The 18,697-nt window shown below is 38.4% G+C and carries 16 protein-coding genes; 6 read left to right on the top strand and 10 right to left on the bottom strand.

Annotated elements, in window-relative coordinates; translation table 11 throughout:
* Position 1: 1 nt before the first annotated feature.
* From ACVWYG_RS06750 to ACVWYG_RS06725, 6 genes are all read right to left on the bottom strand, one after another.
* Positions 2–1,651, bottom strand: coding sequence for a cytochrome c oxidase subunit I (locus ACVWYG_RS06750; RefSeq protein ID WP_457269406.1), 1,650 nt, complete (start codon positions 1,649–1,651; stop codon positions 2–4).
* Entirely contained in the window at positions 1,651–2,601 is a 951-nt protein-coding gene (gene coxB / locus ACVWYG_RS06745) for a cytochrome c oxidase subunit II (protein WP_457269405.1), read from the bottom strand. Before coxB ends, ACVWYG_RS06750 begins: the two co-directional genes overlap by 1 nt.
* 131 nt (positions 2,602–2,732) lie before the next feature.
* On the bottom strand, positions 2,733–3,011 hold the full coding sequence (locus ACVWYG_RS06740; RefSeq protein ID WP_457269404.1) for a DUF427 domain-containing protein: 279 nt from the start codon (positions 3,009–3,011) through the stop codon (positions 2,733–2,735).
* 74 nt (positions 3,012–3,085) lie between these two features.
* On the bottom strand, positions 3,086–4,276 hold the full coding sequence (locus ACVWYG_RS06735) for a hypothetical protein (RefSeq protein WP_457269403.1): 1,191 nt from the start codon (positions 4,274–4,276) through the stop codon (positions 3,086–3,088).
* Between the two features lie 201 nt (positions 4,277–4,477).
* Positions 4,478–5,764 (bottom strand): acetyl-CoA hydrolase/transferase family protein, encoded by a 1,287-nt coding sequence (locus ACVWYG_RS06730; RefSeq protein ID WP_457269402.1) that lies wholly within the window; start codon positions 5,762–5,764, stop codon positions 4,478–4,480.
* A 399-nt stretch (positions 5,765–6,163) separates the two neighbouring features.
* Complete coding sequence (locus tag ACVWYG_RS06725; protein ID WP_457269401.1) at positions 6,164–6,838, bottom strand: SGNH/GDSL hydrolase family protein; 675 nt, start codon at positions 6,836–6,838, stop codon at positions 6,164–6,166.
* 199 nt (positions 6,839–7,037) lie between these two features.
* Here ACVWYG_RS06725 and ACVWYG_RS06720 point away from each other — a divergent pair, with 199 nt between their 5' ends.
* From ACVWYG_RS06720 to ACVWYG_RS06700, 5 genes are all read left to right on the top strand, one after another.
* Positions 7,038–8,162: a DUF4407 domain-containing protein gene (locus ACVWYG_RS06720; RefSeq protein ID WP_457269400.1), complete on the top strand. Its 1,125-nt coding sequence runs from the start codon at positions 7,038–7,040 to the stop codon at positions 8,160–8,162.
* 140 nt (positions 8,163–8,302) lie between these two features.
* Positions 8,303–9,655, top strand: coding sequence for a M20/M25/M40 family metallo-hydrolase (locus ACVWYG_RS06715; protein WP_457269399.1), 1,353 nt, complete (start codon positions 8,303–8,305; stop codon positions 9,653–9,655).
* Positions 9,656–10,067: 412 nt separating this feature from the next.
* Complete coding sequence (locus ACVWYG_RS06710; RefSeq protein ID WP_457269398.1) at positions 10,068–11,468, top strand: MBL fold metallo-hydrolase; 1,401 nt, start codon at positions 10,068–10,070, stop codon at positions 11,466–11,468.
* A 12-nt stretch (positions 11,469–11,480) separates the two neighbouring features.
* Positions 11,481–12,038 (top strand): YeeE/YedE family protein, encoded by a 558-nt coding sequence (locus ACVWYG_RS06705; protein WP_457269397.1) that lies wholly within the window; start codon positions 11,481–11,483, stop codon positions 12,036–12,038.
* A gap of 3 nt (positions 12,039–12,041) precedes the next feature.
* Complete coding sequence (locus tag ACVWYG_RS06700; RefSeq protein ID WP_457269396.1) at positions 12,042–12,455, top strand: DUF6691 family protein; 414 nt, start codon at positions 12,042–12,044, stop codon at positions 12,453–12,455.
* Positions 12,456–12,521: 66 nt separating this feature from the next.
* Here ACVWYG_RS06700 and ACVWYG_RS06695 read toward each other — a convergent pair whose 3' ends face one another.
* Together ACVWYG_RS06695 and ACVWYG_RS06690 are read right to left on the bottom strand one after the other, a co-directional pair.
* Positions 12,522–13,826 carry a carboxypeptidase-like regulatory domain-containing protein gene (locus ACVWYG_RS06695; RefSeq protein WP_457269395.1) on the bottom strand — a complete coding sequence of 435 codons (1,305 nt, stop codon included), beginning with the start codon at positions 13,824–13,826 and terminating at the stop codon, positions 12,522–12,524.
* Positions 13,819–14,397 carry an RNA polymerase sigma factor gene (locus ACVWYG_RS06690; RefSeq protein WP_457269394.1) on the bottom strand — a complete coding sequence of 193 codons (579 nt, stop codon included), beginning with the start codon at positions 14,395–14,397 and terminating at the stop codon, positions 13,819–13,821. Before ACVWYG_RS06690 ends, ACVWYG_RS06695 begins: the two co-directional genes overlap by 8 nt.
* A gap of 98 nt (positions 14,398–14,495) precedes the next feature.
* Between ACVWYG_RS06690 and ACVWYG_RS06685 the strand changes: the two genes are divergently transcribed.
* The gene (locus ACVWYG_RS06685; protein ID WP_457269393.1) at positions 14,496–16,379 is read left to right on the top strand and encodes a YfbK domain-containing protein; all 1,884 of its coding nucleotides are present in this window, start codon (positions 14,496–14,498) and stop codon (positions 16,377–16,379) included.
* Between the two features lie 142 nt (positions 16,380–16,521).
* On the opposite strand, the gene ACVWYG_RS06680 is transcribed toward ACVWYG_RS06685, so the two are convergent.
* Positions 16,522–18,243, bottom strand: coding sequence for a M56 family metallopeptidase (locus ACVWYG_RS06680; protein ID WP_457269392.1), 1,722 nt, complete (start codon positions 18,241–18,243; stop codon positions 16,522–16,524).
* 44 nt (positions 18,244–18,287) lie between these two features.
* Positions 18,288–18,662 carry a BlaI/MecI/CopY family transcriptional regulator gene (locus tag ACVWYG_RS06675; RefSeq protein ID WP_457269391.1) on the bottom strand — a complete coding sequence of 125 codons (375 nt, stop codon included), beginning with the start codon at positions 18,660–18,662 and terminating at the stop codon, positions 18,288–18,290.
* Between the last annotated feature and the right edge of the window lie 35 nt (positions 18,663–18,697).

The raw sequence follows: 18,697 nt of genomic DNA, 5'->3' as shown, positions 1-18,697 counted from the left end.
ATCACTTTTTATCTGCTAATTTTTTTCTTAAATCTCTTAAAGGCCTAAATGTGGCGATTGGCGGAACTTTTGTAAAGTTTTTTAATTGTGGAGGCGAAGTTGTCGCCCATTCTAATGTATATCCTGCCCAAGGATCATTGCTCGCAATTTTTCCTGTTTTTCTGCTTTTGTGCAAAATATAAAGTAGAAACAACACAGAAAAGCCCATAAGAAATGCCCCAATTGTAGAGAGCATATTCATCCAGGCGTAACCTTTAAAGTTTGCAAAAGTGTAGACTCTACGCGGCAGACCGTTTACACCGAGTACGTGTTGAATGAAGAATGTGGTGTTAAATCCGATTACAAATAACCAAAAAAACCATCTTCCTAATTTCTCACTAATCATTCTACCAGTAATTTTTGGGAACCAATAAAATAATCCAGACAGCAAACCAAAGAGACTTCCGCCGACAAAAACATAATGCAAATGAGCCACTACATAGTAAGTATCTGTTAGTTGCCAATCGATTGGTACAATTGCGAAAGAGATTCCACTCAGACCGCCAATGGTGAATTCTACTAAAAATGCCATCGCGAAAAGCATAGAAGTTGTAAAACGAAGTGATCCGCCCCACATGGTCGCAAGCCATGTAAAAATTTTTATCCCGGTAGGAACCCCAATTAACATGCTGCTTGCTGCAAAAAAACTATATACGGTTAAGCCCAAACCAACCGCAAACATATGGTGCACCCAAACGCCAAAAGCAAGTAGTGCAATTAACATTCCTGAACCCACCACGATCCAATACCCAAAAATGGGTTTGCGAGAATACACTGAAAATACTTCGGATAAGATGCCAAAAGATGGTAGAATGAGGATGTAAACTTCTGGATGCCCAAATCCCCAAAATAGGTGTTGCCAAAGCAGTGCGGATCCTCCGTCATTCGGATTAAAAAAGTGGGCATGTAATTGTCTATCCACTAAAAGCATCGCCAAAGCTGCATTTAAAGGAGGAAAAGCTGCGATGATTAAAATGGAATTTGTTAAAATCATCCATACAAAAACGGGCATGGTTTTAAGATTCATTCCCGGGCTTCTATAGTAAATAATGGTAACCACAAGATTTATAGCTGTGGCAACCGTTCCTGCGCCTATAAGTAAAAGGCCTATGCAGTAATAATCGATCCCTGTAGTTAAAGAATACTGACTTGTATTCAGCGGCGCATAATTAAACCAGCCTGCATCGGGTGCACCGCCGGCTAAAAAGCTATAATATAGAAGTAGCCCACCAAAAAAGCTTATCCAAACGCTAAAGGCATTTATTCTTGGAAAAGCAGTTTCGTTTGCGCCAATCATTAGTGGCGTCATGTATACTGAAAAGCCCAAAATGGCAGGCGTTGCGACCAAAAAAATCATGGTCGTCCCGTGCATGGTAAAGAGTTGATTGTATACTTCCGGACTTAAAAACGTATTGTTCGGAACTGCGAGCTGTATCCGCATCAATAGAGCTGCCAGCCCTCCAACAAGTAGAAATAACACGGCCATTAATAAATATAAAATGCCAATTTGTTTATGGTCTACTGTTGAAATCCATTGCAGCAGGCCTTGACTAAAACTTACATTTGTATTTGGTATCTGTTCTTCTGGTTTAGGTATATTGAGCGCTTCCATTATTTTAAACTGCTTAAATAATCAACCAAAATAGCAATACTATCTTTTTCGTAAATAAAGCGCGGCATGTTTACCCCTGGTTTTAACGCTTGAGGATTACTTATAAAATGGGTTAAATTCTCTTTATTATTATTTACTAAACCAGACAATAATGTGCTTCTATTTGCGATGTGAGTAAGATCTGGACCAACATTTCCAACAGCACTGGTGCCGCGGATGCTGTGGCACGAGCCACAGCTACTTTTACTAAAGAGCAATTCTCCTTTTTTTATGTTTTCGTTTGTGGAAATAATCGCCGGCTTTGCATTTTCGGCAAGCCACAAATCGTACTCTTTTCTCGTCTGTGCAATTACTTTAATTCGCATTCCTGCATGCTGCCTACCGCAGAATTCGCTACAAGCGCCTACATACGTGCCGGGTTTTAAAATGTTTAGCCATAAATAATTCGTTACGCCCGGAATCATATCCATTTTAGGTCCGAAAGAGGGAAGCCACCAATCGTGTATTACATCTGCAGCCTGCAATTTAAGAAGCACTTTTTCATTTACCGGAAGATGAATTTCATTTGCAGTAATTGCTCCACTAGGATAATGTGCCTCCCACCACCACTGTTTGCCAGTAATTACAACCGTAGGTTTGTCGTTTGTTACCTGTGGCTCGGTGTCTCTCATGGTTTTTACCGTGAGGTAGAAAAAATAGGAGACCAAAATAAAAGGCAGGCCCACCATAAAAATTTCAAGTAAACGATTGCTGTAAATCTGTTTTGGTTCTGTTTGATTTTGTTTTGGCCTAAACTTAAATGAGATGAAAATAAGCATTCCGATGACAAGAATCAAGATTGCCGAAGATGCGACGATAAAGTAAATATTTAGCGCATGCAACTCTTGAGCCTCACTGGTTCGAGGGCTAAAAATGGAAATGCCTTTGACATATTGTACCGAATCGGGCATACGGTGTATTGTTGTAAAATGAAAACCGTTAGCTTACTTTAAATTTTGGAGAACTTTAACAATACGAACTAATTTTCGGAATCAAGAGACATTTAGGTGCTTGATTTAATGCGCTTATTTAGCAACATTAGTTAAGAAACTTTAACGCCTTTCCAAAAAGCAACATAGTCTTTAATTTCTTTTGCAGCATCTTTCGGCTCCGCATAATACCAAGCCGCATCCTTGTTTTCTTGCCCGTCCACAATGACTGAATAATAGGATGCCTGTCCTTTCCAAGGGCACGTTGAGTGCGTTTCTGATTGTTTAAATAAAGAGTCTTTAATGGATGATTTTGGAAAATAATGGTTATTTTCTATTACGATGGTGTCATCGCTTTCGGCTAAAGTTGCGCCATTCCAAGTTGCTTTCATATGGGATTAACAATTATTAAAATACTTTTGATTTACTTATTTGAAAAAAAAACAAAAAAGATTTTATCGATTCACTATCGTATTACTCTGCCGTTTTTGCCAATGTTTACGTCATCAAACGGTTTTAGAAACTGTGTAACCACCACTGCAAATTCTCGCCTAGTTAACACACGTTCTAAATCAAAAGTGGATGTGAAGCCATAACTTTTACTCCAATTAGTTTTGATTGTTTTTAAGGTGGCATCCTCGGCTTTATTCCCGACATAACAAATTAAGTTTACCAAGGTTCTTAAATTAATTGGTCCCTCCTTATGGTCGTCGAACCAAATCTGAGCTTTATAGTAATACTCTTTTATCGGTTGCTTTATCTCCGCATAAGTTACTGCTCTCGTAGCGCCAAAAAAAGCTTTATTGTTTGTTATTTCGGCTTTTAAAATCCCTGTAACACCGATTTTCTGGATGGCAAGCCAGTTGGTGTCTGCGATTTTTATGTCTGCGAAAGGCATTAGTGGAAGTTTATATTGCAAAAGTTCCCCTTGAATTCCTTTTAAGTTGGATTCGCTCAATTTTTTGCTGTAAAAAGCGGCATAGGCAGCTGTCGCTCCCGCTGATTGCCCTATTTCTAATGTTCCTGCAGTTAAATAAATAAGGTTGTCTTCAGTTGAATTTAGCAGATTATACAAAGGTAGAAATCGGGGTTTCGCTGCAGAGATTCCGGCTACACTTGTTCGGTACATATTGTCTTTATAAGTCAATGTATCGGTTTCTGCGGGAGGCAAATCAGTAGTTTTAAGAGAAGCAAATAGCTGTTTTGGGTCGCCGGCCATGACCAATACCTTACTTTTAAGGTCTCTACCATTTGCAAGTTTTAGTATCCATCCGCTACCACTTCGCCTTAATCCGGAATAAGAACTATTTGTGTAAAGACTTAACAGTTTCGAGCTGTCGGCCCAATATTTTACTACCGCGTTGGTTGTTGCAGCATTTAACACAGGCAATGATAGGCTGTCTGGAAGTTTTAAATATTTTTTTGCATTTTTTTCAAAAACTTCAGCAACTCCATTTCCATTAAATTGCTTAAAATCGTTTAGTTGAAGCTGGTTGTTTGGCGTTAGCAGAATTGCATGTACACCAGATATACTCGCTTGCGCCGCGGCCGCGAATGCAGCATCAGAATTGCCAATAACCAAAACGTCGGTTTTCACGGTTTGCGCAAAAACGGCAATTGGTATATAACACAATAAAATTAAAATCAGTTTTTTCATGGGCCAAATTATGCTGCAATATGCTTTAAATGGATGAATTTATAATGAAAATCACTCAATAATCAAGCTATTGTGAGATTAAGTGCGTGTATAAGTTACGATGTTATCTGCAAAAGAGATTAAATGCGCCGTAATTGAGCTTTGCAAGATGCACCACTACAATAATTTGTGACCATCTAATAAACCCTAATTTTTAAGCTTTTATAGGTTTTTAAAACGTTCGTGGAACGCTTTTTCCAATTCTTCCTTATGGGTGGGATGTGCGATTTCTATCAAAGCCTTTCCGCGTTGTTTTAGGTTTTTGCCAAACAGATTTACTTTGCCAAATTCTGTTACCACCCAATGAACATGGCCTCTTGTGGTTACTACGCCCGCGCCTTCTTTAATAAATGGCGTAATTCTAGAAATGCCTTTATTGGTAATGGATGGCAGGGCTATAATTGGTTTACCTCCCGGCGATAAGGATGCACCTCTAATAAAATCCATTTGCCCACCAATGCCAGAATACTGAAAAGTACCGATAGAATCTGCACAAACTTGTCCTGTAAGGTCTATTTCAATGGCGCTGTTAATTGCGATTGCTTTCGGATTTTGGCGGATAATGCTCGTGTCGTTTACATAACTGATGTTCATCACCCTGATACTGATGTTGTCATCTACAAAATCATATAGTTTTTTAGTGCCGACCATAAAAGAAGTAACGGATTTTCCTCTGTTCAACTTTTTCTCTGAATTGTCGATTACACCACTTTCTATCAAAGGAATTACCCCGTCAGAGAGCATTTCGGTGTGTAAGCCTAAGTGCTTATGACCATTTAAATTTTTTAAAACTTGATCAGGAATGCTACCGATACCGAGTTGAAGCGTCGAACCATCTTCTATGAGAGATGCAATATTTTTCCCGATGGATACGATGGTGTCACTTGCTTTTGCAGAATAATCGATCTCTGGCAAAGCAGATTCGTGCCAAACTAAAGCGTCTATCTTACTCGTATGAATAAAACCGTCGCCATTGGTACGTGGCATATTTGGGTTCACTTGTGCAATTACTTTTTTTGCATTGTCAAATGCTGCTTTCGTTACATCTACCGATGTACCCAAAGTACAATAACCGTGTTTATCTGGTTCAGAAATCTGTATTATGGCCACATCAATGGGCAAAAATTCTGGTGTGAACAACAACGGAATTTCACTTAAAAATACCGGGACATAATCGCCACGAGATGTATTTACAACTTTTCTAGAGTTTTCAGACACAAACAAAGAGTTAAAGAAAAAACTTTCTCTGTATTTTTCATCGTCGAATGTGCTTTCTCCTAGCGTACTTATACTTACCAATTCAACATTTCTTAATTCCTTATAACGTGCTTGAAGTGCTTTTATAAGGAAAGTAGGAGTTGCCGCACTCCCGTGTAAAAAAACCCGGTTACCCGATTTAACGATTTTAACTGCTTCCTCTGCAGATATGTATTTGTTGTTTAAAGTCATGTGGCTGGTAAATTGTAAACGTAAAAATACAACGGAAAACGCAAGAGCTATGTTTCTTAAAAATCAATTTTTACGTTTCTCTGTACGTTTGATGAAAAGTTTTGAAACGGACGAAGTTAGAAATATGAATTTAAGGGCTCAGTTTAAGAATAAGGTTCAGTTAAAGTTAAAATGGTGTTTTAGCGATTTTGCACTGTTTTAAATCTAAAAACGGTTTTTGTTCCATTGCTTTACCCTAAGCCTGGACAAAGGGACAATTGCCGTAAGGGCAAAGTTTTCATGTGTACGAGCGAATTGAAGGCTACAGCAACCGATGAATTGTGAAGATGAGGTCTCCAAATGTTAAATTCAGTTTGGACCTATTGGCCAAATGCACGTCGCCTGAAATAGAATTATACCCTAAAGTAATTTCTTTAAAATTGGTTGAATAACACTTTCCATCACCGTGTAGCCCTCTTTTGTAGGATGCACGCCGTCTTTAGAATAGTCGGTTTTCATTCCTTTGGCATCATTTACCAAAGCTGTATAGTAATTTACAAAGGTAAAACGGTTTTCTTTTGCATATTCGGCAATCCATTTGTTTAGCATGATGATGTCGTCTGCGGGCTTTAATTCTGGTTTCCAGCCAAACTTATTCGAAGGCGTTACCGAGCAAAGTACCACCTTAATGTTGTTTGCTTTTGCCAGTTGCGCCATAGACATAATGTTGTCTTCGATCATTTTTAACGTAGATGGGCCTGTATTTCCTGCTATATCGTTGATGCCACATAAAATGACCACTGCTTTGGGTTTAAGCTCCAACACGTCGGCTCTAAAACGAACCAACATTTGTGGCGAAGTTTGGCCGCTTATGCCCCGATCTAAATAGTTGTTTTGAGAGAAGAAATCTGAAGAAGAGTTTATCCAGCCATCGGTGATAGAATCACCCATAAAGATTGCCGCAGCCTTGGTTTTGTCTTGCTTTATCTTTTCATTGGCATCCCGATATCGAGCTAAGTTTGGCCAATCTTGTGCCTTTGCCAATGTTGAAAAAACCATAAGAAGGAAGAATAATTTAACGGTTGCGTATTTCATGTCTTTACAGATAAGTTGTCTAGCAAATATATACTCTTTGATCAAAAACTGCAAAGATGCCTATAAATAGATGAAGCAAACAGCTCACTTCAATTGTTTTTTAGTCAATTGCCGATTCTATGCAGCCTTAACAACTCCAAAATAACTTAACTTTACTGTAACATTTCGAAGGGTGATGAGTTTAAATATAAACAGAAATATGGATAAAATCAATCGTCTTTTTTGGTTCTGCTCAGGCGTTCATGTCGATACGTTAGAAAATTATCCAACCGAACAAAATAGGTATTTTGGCATTGGTGCAACCATATTTTTTACTGGTTTGTTTGCTGCATTGTCTGGCGGTTACGCCATGTACTTTGTATTTAAGGGGGATGATTTTGCGATAATTTTTGCCATTATTTTCGGACTGATTTGGGGCGCAGCTATTTTCAACATGGATAGATACATTGTGTCTAGCATAAATAAAAGTGGGAGCACATGGAAACAGCTTTTGCAGGCGGCGCCACGTATTTTATTGGCCATTATGATTGGAATAGTGATTTCTAGGCCATTGGAGTTGAAAATATTCGATAAGGAAATTAAAGATCGTTTAAAAGTGAGCTATCTAAAGGCGCAACGAGATAAAATCGATACGCTAAATGCTTCGTTCCAAAGCAAATATAGGGTAGAATTTGGTAGATTGGGGCAGCAAATTGCCGAGAGAGATTCACTCGAAAGCGACATTAAAACTGCTAGAAAAAAGCTGAATTTTGAGATTTTTGGCAATAAAACGACAGAAACTTCGGGTGTGATGGGTTATGGGCCATACGCCAAAAGGAAAGAAGCCGAGATCACATCACGTACAGCAGAATTAGATACATTAAAAACTAAGATAGGTGCTGCTCAAGCTTTTATTGACAGTAGAAAGCAATTCGATGGACTATTTTTAGAAAAGTTATTTACCAATAAACAACAAGACAGCCTGGCAAATATTGCTGGTTTTGCGGATAGAAATTGGGCCTTGGGGCAATTGAAGAAAAATGCAGATGGAACGGCCGACAGCAATACGGATCTGGCGGTAACATTTATTGGTCTTCTTTTTATCTTCTTTGAATGTTTGCCGGTATTTGTGAAGTTGATGAGCCAGCGCGGCCCATATGATTATGCCATTGCTGATGGAGACGAGGTTTCCATTCACCATTCTGGAAAAGAGAAGGACTTTAAGGTTGAAGTGACCGATAATATACAAGAAACGCGAATAGAATCCGAAACTACCAAAAGAAAGGAAATTATAAAAGGCCGTGCAAATCGAGATTTAGAACAGATCAATTGGAATACAGACTAACCGACTAAATGCAAAGATTGATCTTTTTACAAACAGCTTTTATTGGTTTTAGGAGAGGTGTTTATTTCTCAGAATACGGAATTTCAGAAACATTTGGCTAGATTTACGCCACCGATAACCAGCTATATAAGCCTATATCTATGAGAAAAAACGACAAGTCATCCATCATTATTTCCTATTGTGCGATGGGAATTTCTTTGTTGCTGATCGCCTCCTGCTCACCCAAACTTGCGCCGAGAGACAGTAAGGCAAATATCGATCAGATTATCACTAGCGATTATACGGATCGCCTTATAAAGACGCTAAGTGCAGACGATATGCAGGGTAGGGGTACTTTTACACCTGGCATAGGTAAGGCTGCAAATTTTATTGCTGCTGAATTTAAAAAGATTGGCTTGAAACCTTTGGAGGGGAATAATTCTTACCGACAAACTTTTTATAAATATAGAATTACTGGGGTAAGTTGGAGTTTTAAATTAGATGGGCAAAATATAATGCCAAGTAATTTAATGGTTATGGGTTTATCGCAGGTTCGTGAAGATTTAAATGAATCGAACACAACTGTGGTAAAGCTAGATGCAGAAAAGCCTTTTAGAGATCAAATTGGCGCCATTATGTCGCTAAGGAAAAACCAGTTGGTGTTGGTGGACAAAAAGTTTGAAGCTGATTTTAAGCGTTATCAGACTCATTTTTCTGCGCCTCAAACGGTAGATGCGCTGAATGATGGAGGCAGCTCTGCTGTTAAGGTTTTTGTGTTAGGCAGCACTTCTGCTGATAAATTTAGCGGAGCATTTGTCAATTCTGTAGAAAAAATGCCGCTGTTTAATGTGGTGGGAATGATTCCGGGAAAATCCAAAGTTAAAGAGTTGGTTGTTTTCTCTGGCCATTATGATCACCTTGGTATTTTAAAACCGGTAGAGGGTGATAGCATCGCGAATGGTGCGGATGACGATGCCTCTGGAACTACTGCGGTGATTGCTTTGGCAAAATATTACATTGCAAAAAATAATAACGAACGCACGTTGGTGTTTGCTGCATTTACTGCCGAGGAAATTGGTGGCTATGGTTCGAAGTATTTTTCAGAACAGTTAAATCCAGATGGTGTGGTCGCGATGTTTAACATAGAAATGATTGGTAAAGATTCTAAGTTTGGAAAAAATACAGCTTTCATTACCGGTTATGAACGATCTGACTTTGGAAAGATTTTGCAAAAAAACCTAGCAGGTACAGCATTCACGTTTTATCCAGATCCCTATCCTGCGCAAAATCTTTTTTATCGAAGCGACAACGCAACGCTTGCGGCGCTTGGCGTCCCGGCACATACCATCAGCACCGACCAAATTGATATTGATAAATATTACCATACCGTGAAAGATGAATACAGCACCTTAGATGTAGAAAATATCTTATCTACCATTAAAGCGATTGCCAAAAGTGCCACGAGCATTATTAATGGCACGGATACTCCAAGCAGAATACCCAAATTGAAGTAGTTGTTTTAACTTTATTTTTGTATTGGTTTTTGTACAATGCCAACCAGCTAACAATGTTTGTTAAGTATTGATTTTTCCAAGCTTTCATTTGTTGGGATGTTAGTTGGCGTGTCTGGGAGCTAAAAAAACCTAGGTTTCAAATCGGCAAATGAGTCAAAGTTTTATTCCAATCAATTTCAAATCCGTGTTTGTCAAGAGTTCGACTTGCTTCAGCAAACTTACGTACCTTTACAACTATTAAAAAAATATCCGGTAGAAATTATTAGCTTGCTTTTAAACCTTTGTAGGCTTCTGTTCCTACGTGTTTATTTAATGCAACGATCGGCGAGGGTATTTTACCGTGATAAAAACGGTTAGAAACTTATCCTAGACGCTAATTTAAAGTGGATAGAAAAAATAGATACTTATAGAAATGACTATAGAGCAAATTTATACAGGATGTTTGGCACAAGGAGCCTATTACATAGAAAGTGAGGGAGAAGCTGCAATTATAGATCCGCTTAGAGAAGTGCAACCCTATATCAATAAAGCTGCCGCAAAAAATGTAAAAATTAAATATGTGTTGGAAACTCACTTTCATGCAGATTTCGTTTCAGGCCATTTAGATTTGGCAAAAAAAACTGGTGCCACGATCATTTACGGGCCTAATGCAAATCCGGATTTCGAATTCCATCAAGCCAAAGACAATGAAGTTTTTAAACTTGGCAACATTACCATAACCGCATTGCATACGCCTGGGCATACTATGGAAAGTACCTGTTATTTGTTAAAAGACGAAAATGGTGAAGAAAAAGCATTGTTTTCTGGTGACACACTTTTTATTGGCGACGTTGGCAGACCAGACCTTGCCCAAAGCGCTGTTACGGACTTAACGCAAGATAAATTAGCTGGTTATCTATTTGATTCGCTACGCAAAAAAATTATGTCTTTAAATGATGGCATCATCGTTTATCCTGCGCATGGAGCGGGAAGTGCATGCGGAAAAAATATGAGCAAAGAGACGACAGATACGCTCGGAAACCAGAAAAAGACAAATTATGCCTTGCGTCAAGACATGACGAAAGAGTCATTTATTGAGGAAGTTAATAGAGGTCTTTTGCCACCTCCAGCTTATTTTCCACTAAACGTTAAAATGAATAAAGAAGGTTACGAGCCGATCGATATCGTTTTAGAACGAGGAAATATAGCACTTAACCCCAGCGAATTTGAAAGAATGGCCAATCAAACTGGCGCCATTATTTTAGATACTCGTGCACCGCAAACATTTGCTTCAGGCTTCGTGCCTAATGCAATAAATATCGGAATTGACGGCAGTTTTGCACCTTGGGTTGGTACTTTAATTCCGAATATTTTGCACCAAATTTTGTTGGTTACAGAGGAAGGAAAAGAAGAGGAAAGCATTACTAGATTGGCACGTGTGGGTTACGATCATACGATCGGTTTTTTAGACGGAGGGGTAAGAGCTTGGGAAAAGGCGGGGAAAGAAGTAGATTATATAGAATCCATTAGCCCTGCTGAACTTGAGAAAGAAATAAGAGCAGGCGGCGTGCGTTTAGTAGACGTAAGAAAAGAGGCTGAGTTTGCAACTGAACATGCGGAAGGAGCAAAAAATATCCCCTTAGAGTACGTGAATGAACAGATGACAAATTTGAACAAAGACGATACTTACTATGTCCATTGTGCAGGTGGATATCGGTCTATGGTTTTTAACTCCATTCTGCGCGCACGCGGCTTTAGAAATTTAATCGACATACAAGGAGGATTTAAAGCAATTAAAGACAATGGCAAAATTTCTACCGTTGCCAACACCTAGCGCTATTTGGATATGTTAACATTTTTAAGCCATCCGTGGCCTTGGTATTTCTCTGGTTTCTGTATTGCGTTAATTATGGCTGCGCTGCTTTTTTCGGGGAAAACCTTTGGATTCTCATCTAACTTACGCACCATGTGTAGCATTTTGGGCGCCGGAAAAAAAATCTCATTTTTTAACTACGACTGGAAAGCGCAACGCTGGAACCTGCTTTTTTTAGTCGGTGCGGTATTGGGAGGCTTTATTGCGTCGACCTTATTAAAAGACAATGCGCCAATTAAATTGGCATCTTCTACCATAAAAGACTTGGGCAACATCGGCATTAAATTCGATGGACAACTTAATCCATCGCAAATTTACGGCTTGGATGTGTTGACCAATTTTAAGGGTATTTCTATTTTAATGTTCGGTGGGATACTTGTTGGATTCGGAACCAGATATGCCGGTGGATGTACTTCTGGTCACGCGATTACAGGTTTGGCCAATCTCCAAATGCCTTCATTAATTGCCGTTATAGGGTTTTTTATTGGGGGCTTAGTGATGACATTTTTTATACTACCACTAATTTTTTAAACGATGAAAGGTTTAAAGTACATCCTTTGCGGTCTGTTTTTTGGCATTGTAATGGTAAAATCTGAAGCCGTTTCATGGTATCGAATCCAAGAAATGTTTCGTTTCCAATCTTTCCACATGTACGGAATTATTTTTACCGCGATATTTTTCGGATTAGTTATCATTTGGTTGATCAAAAAATTTAATCTGAATGATGTCCAAGGTGAAAAAATCATCCTAAAAGACAAGGTGAGAAGTTGGAAAAGATACTTATACGGCGGTAGTATCTTTGGTTTAGGTTGGGCCTTAACAGGCGCTTGCCCCGGCCCAATGTTTGTAAATGTTGGTTGTGGTTATTACGCCATGCTCTTGGTTATTTTGGGTGCGTTATTTGGAACTTTATTGTATGGAATGATTAGAAACAAACTTCCGCATTAGCGAGCGCATTCTTATTTCAGACTATGTTTAGATCAAAGACAATGAGCGATTATCGAGCCAGCGTTCCTAAAACTCAATGGTGACCTGCACTTCTTCCTCAACAGATTTCCAAAGAGGCCCATCATTTAGCAAACGGATCGCTTCTGAATTCTCTTTTTTTCCGACGCCTTTGATTACTTTTATGTAGATTGGAGTACCTTGATTCGATACATGAAATCCTAAAATAACCTCTTTAACCTTCTGGTCATCTTTAATGATGCGGTTGTTTTTTTGTAGGTATGCTCTCCACTTCGTCCATCCTACAGTTGGCAAAGAGGCCGAAGACATCATAGATGCTGCACTTCCGGTCATTGTTGCCCTCATCTGTTTCTGGTAACCAACAACAACAACTTCGTTTAAATTCTGCTTATCTTCCGCTAACTCAATAAGGATCGGTTTTGCGGCGAAGTTATTTTTAAGTAGAGCGACACTTTTCCTCTGCGCCGTATCTAATGATTTCGATTTTGCCAAGTTATCGGTTAAAACATTTCGATTAACTAACTTTTGTTTAAAGCCAATATAGCTTGCTATCAAATTGGTTTTATGCGCGCTGTCGGCAATCAAGGTAAAGTTTCCGTTCTTGTCTGTTGTAGTAGAGACATTACTACCTTCTAACCTTACCGTAACTCCAGGCAAAGCTAAACCATCGTCTTTTGCCACAACTTTGCCGGTTAACACTTCGTTCATCCTTTCAGATATGCCAATTCCATTTGCAGTGCTTTGGACTATTGCACCTATTTCACCGGTTTTTTGTGGAGCGGCAGCAGCAATTCGGGCGTTAGAAGAAATAACCAAAGTATCTTTTTTTACTCCAGCGCTCAACACATAGGTTTCATTCGCTTTACGAAGTGATGCTTTAGAAAGGGGAGGAGCTGAAGCAATAACCGCCGCTTTATCCACGGATGTTGACTCTTTTGGTGGCGCAGTTTTAGTTAGCGCTTCTTGATTTTTAGCTGACCTGCTCTCTAAATTTATAATAACTTCTTTATGATCTAATTTGACAAGCTGATTGCGCCTATTGGTTTCGCGCATAATAAATAAAATGCTTACCGAAATAAATGCTACGGTAGCTGTTGCGGCTATGCTTAGGCGTTGAGTCGTTATGCCCCACATTTTGCGCTTTACAGGTTGGTTTTTAATGCGGTCATGTAGTTGCTTTTGTAAAATAGAAAGTGTTTGTTTTCTTTTTGGAGTTTCTCTAAGTCCTTCTAAGGCTTCCGCAACAAATGGATCTTCAAGCGCTTCACGCTCAATCCGGTACATGGCTTGCGCATCAAGCTTACCTTCTAGGTAATCTTCAAGCACTGCGATATTTAACCAATCGTTATTCACTACTGTTCTTCTCTATGCAGATTTTTAAATTCCGCTTACCATTTTGGATATAGCTTTTTACCTTTAACAAGTCATAACCCGTAATTTCGGCTACTTCTATATAACATTTTTCCTGTAGATAAAACAAATCTACACTTTTGCGCTGCTCTTCACTCAACGACTCCATGCATTTTTCCATCAATGTAAGCTGCGTTTCTTTTGTGTTGTCTATATCCAGATGCACAAACTCAGTGTTTTCCACAAAGGTCTCATCAATAGATACAACATTTTGCTTTCCCAATTTTCGCAAAGCCATTAAACAATGGTTTCGAGTAAGCACGTGCAACCAGCTTTTAAAATTTTGCACCTCGTGCACCATCAATTTCGGAATCAGTTCCTCAAAAATCTGCATTACGGCATCTTTACTTTTTTCCTCATCTTTAAAATAGGTTATGCATACGCCAAAAACCAAGTGCATATACCTATTGTATAAAGTACCCAGTTTCTCCAAATCGCCAGTACTCCTGTACTGAGCAATGAGTTCTGCGTCTTCAATCTGCCGTTTATCAGCTGTATGCTTTATAAAATTCAAAAAATGATTTACCTAATTTTTTACTCAATTATAAAAATTTTTTTTGGCTTTATCTGTGGAAAACTTCCACATTCAGCATCATTCAAAAAAAACTACTTATGAAGAAGCTCATTTTACTCGCAGCTGTTGCCCTTATTTTTTTTGGTTTCAGAGCTGTCGATCAGAGAAATATTACGGGTTTGGTAACAGATGAAAACGGTAAGACACTCGCAGGAATTCAGGTAATTTCTTATCCAAGTCGAACAACGACTAATACCGATAAATTTGGAAAATATGCCATTTCTGTAAACGAGAAAGACGAAACGATTGCGTTTTACTTTATTGGGTATAAGACTCAAAAAATTAAAATTGCTAAAAAAATAATAAATGTGCGGATGAGACCCTCCGATCAAGTCCTTAATGACGTGGCAGTTATCGGATACGAAAAAAGGTCAAAATCAAAAATGGTTGGTGCATCCCCAATGAATATGGTTATGCCCTCTAGTACTTCAGGCTTAAGAAATATTGCGTTTCCAGAAAGCACCGAAAGCTACGCAAACATTTCAGAAAGTGGTTTTCATAGTGTCAAGAATGATCCACTCTCTACTTTTTCTATAGATGTAGATGCGGCTTCCTACAGCAATTTGCGTAGATTTATTAACAATGGCACATTGCCTCCGCCAGATGCGGTTCGGATTGAGGAGATGATCAATTATTTCGATTACCACTATCAGCAACCAAAAAGTACCGATCCGGTTAACATCGTTACAGAAATGAGCAATGCTCCGTGGAATACTACACACAAATTGGTGCAGATTGGCTTACAGGGAAAAGTCATTCCAACCGATAATTTGCCAGCGACCAACCTCGTTTTTTTGATCGATGTGTCTGGGTCGATGTATGCTCAAAACAAATTACCGTTACTAGTTTCCTCATTTAAATTACTAACAGATCAGTTGCGCGCTAAAGATAGAGTAGCTATTGTTGTTTACGCAGGCAATTCTGGATTAGTGCTTCCAGCAACGAGCGGAGACCAAAAAACAGTTATAAAAGAAGCGTTAGATAAACTTATTGCAGGCGGTTCTACTGCAGGTGGAGCAGGTATAGAACTTGCCTATAAAATTGCGACACGGAATTTTGTGAAGGGCGGAAACAATAGGGTTATTCTTGCTACCGACGGAGATTTTAATGTAGGTGCAAGCAGTGATGATGATATGGAAAAATTAATCGAGGTCAAGAAAACAACGGGGATTTTCTTAACTGTTTTAGGTTTTGGAATGGGCAATTATAAAGACAGCAAAATGGAAACCCTTGCAGATAAGGGTAACGGAAATTACGCCTATATAGATAACATTAACGAAGCGCGCAAAACATTAATAACCCAATTTGGTGGAACGCTGTTTACCATCGCAAAAGATGTGAAATTGCAAGTTGAATTTAATCCATCTAGAGTAAGTGCTTACCGACTAATAGGGTACGAAAATCGGCTGCTCGATAAAGAGGATTTTAACGACGATAAAAAGGACGCTGGCGAATTGGGCTCTGGTCACACCATTACAGCACTCTATGAAATCATCCCGGTAGGGGTAAAGGATAGTTTTAGCAGCATTGTAGATGATCTGAAATATCAAAAACCGGTTAAACCCAATGGTTTAGATAGGGGTGAGTTGCTAACTGTAAAACTGAGGTATAAAGATCCAGACGGCGAGAAAAGCAAGCTATTGAGTAAGGCAGTCCTAGACAATCCGTTAAGTTTTACCACGACCAGTAACAATTTTAGATTCGCCACAGCCATTGCAGAATTTGGAATGCTGTTGCGTCAATCTAGATTTAGGCAAAATGCTTCTTATGAGCATGCCATCGTTACGGCAGAAAATGCTAAAGGAATAGATAAAGAAGGCTACAGATCTGAATTTGTGAATTTAGTTAAAGCCGCCAAATTAATGACCAAAACCAATAGTTTGAGTTTGAAAGACAAGCTCATTATGAATAACGAAGACTAAAATATTGACTTATCGAACAAAGAATAAGGCGCAAAGAACAAAGCAGCTGTGTAGATAGATTATCCAATCCCACTTAAAATTAGGAGGGATTGGATAAATATCATCTAGTGATAGCAAAACCAATAAAGTTGTCTTGAATTACTTATTGCACTTTTTTTAGATCTTCAGTCTTTGTGTTCGGTTCTGTAGAATCAAATTTCTTTTGGGTTTCTTCTACGTTTTTCTGAAGTTTCTGCATGGCGTCTTTCCACTCTTTTGTTTGGAATTGCTTTGCCATGGCCATGGCGCTTGCTTGTACTTTTGCTATTTGATCTTTCCATTCTTTGGTTTCAAATTGTTTTGACATAGCCATGGCACTTTTTTGAATTTTTGCCATTTGGTCTTTCCATTCTTTAGTCTCAAACTTTTTTGTCATGGCGGTGGCAGTTTTTTGCACCGCTGCCATTTGTTCTTTCCATTCCTTACTTTCGAACTTTTTAGACATTGACGCCGCATTTTCTTGTAATGCCGCCATTTTATCCTGCCATTCCTTACTTTCGAATTTTTTAGAAAGCTCCAACGCTTGTTTTTGGATATCCTTAGTTTTTGCTTTCCATTCTGCAGAATTAAAAAATATTGTCGTCGAATCCCTTTCAATAATTCCTCGCCTCATCGTTGTTTTAAGGCTATCTGGCAATGCACTCAAAGAATTATAGGTCTTTACATTTCCCTTTTTATCCGTAATGGTAATCTTCATTTTGTGGCGCTTAGCCTTTGTCGTATCCGTATCAGCTCTAATAACGATATGTTTATCAAGTGGCTTGTCTGTTACTGTTGTTCTTGTAATTGTCTTTTTATTATCCGTTCTTTTACTAATGTGCACTTGTTTTTCTGTTGGATTTATCCAAGCCAAAGATGAAACCGTTGCTATGGTTATAATTAGTGTTAGAAACTGTTGCTTCGCATTGATGTAATTCGTTTTCATATTTGTAATTCTTTTTATACGTTGGTATAGATGCTGATTATTTCCTGTAGCGGCTAACGATAAAGCCGGTGTATTTTTCTCTCTAACTAGTTCTAGTTTTAGAAGAGTATGCGCATAGGTTAGGGGTGTTCCCGTAAAATTTACGACCAAATCGTCGCAAGCATATTCTCTTTCTATGCTGATGAATTTGCTTATCAACCATACAAATGGATTGAAGAATAATAAGGTTTCGATGCCGGTTTTAACAAGGTTGATAAGGTAATCGTTGCGGCGGATGTGCGATAATTCGTGAATTAGAATTGCTTCAACCTGCTGCATATCCAACTGTGTGGCCAATGAAATCGGAAATAAAACCACTGGTTTAAAAAAGCCAATTATCAATGGAACATTAACCTTCTCTGATAAGAAGAATTTTACTTCCTTATTTATATTTAACTGAGAAACAGTCCTATCAAAAAGAATTTTCCAATCTGTAGGGATTGCTAAAGTCCCTGTTTTTTTAATCCGCTTAAGTTTTAAATAACTCGATAGAAATACAAGCAGCTGAAAAAATATGCCAACCAAATAGACTGTAACAATTACTGGTAAGTAAACTTCTGTATTAAAACTGAAGTTGTTTCTTAGTTGGTAAAGATCTTTGTACGTAATTTGGCTGATAAGCAATTGCTGGCTTGTTGCATCATATACAGGTAGCCTAAACAAACAGAAAAATGTACAGCAAAATGTGGTAAACAGTAAAAGGAGCGCACCAAAAGCAAGATTATGCTTTACTTTCGAGTTTAATTTCGGGAATGAAACAAGCGCCATAAATAATACTGCGTATATAATTGCGCCCTGCCACAAGAAATGGAGAATGCTCCAGCCAATTGCTTTGATTAAATTGTTAACTATAGTTTCCATAGCTTAGTTTTTATAAAATAAATCGTCTCTATAGGTATCGAAACCTAAACTTTTAACTTATTTAAATAGTCTCGAATTGCGTCTATCTCCTCTTTGGAGGCTATTTTGTTGCCTAATGCTTGCATAACTAACCTTGCAGCAGAGCCATTAAAAACGTTATCAATCATCCTATTAACCAATTGTTGCTGTGTCTTTTCTTGATTAATTAAGGGCTTATATAGGTGCGTTTTCGAACTTGTATCTCTATCAACTAAGCCTTTTTCATGCATAATCTGCATTAGCTTCAAGGTTGTGGTATAACCAGAATCTTTTTTGTTTAAAGCCTCATGCACTGTTCTAACCGTACAACTTTTTTGTTCCCAAAGAACCTGTAAAATTTCCATTTCGCCCTCAGTTGGTTTGCTGTCTATCTTCCCCATTTTATTATACTACGAATTTTTTCGTATTCAAATGT

The sequence above is a fragment of the Pedobacter sp. UYEF25 genome, assembly GCF_054061655.1.
The sequence above is the reverse complement of the archived record's forward strand: the minus strand, read 5'-3'. Positions and strand labels throughout refer to the sequence as shown.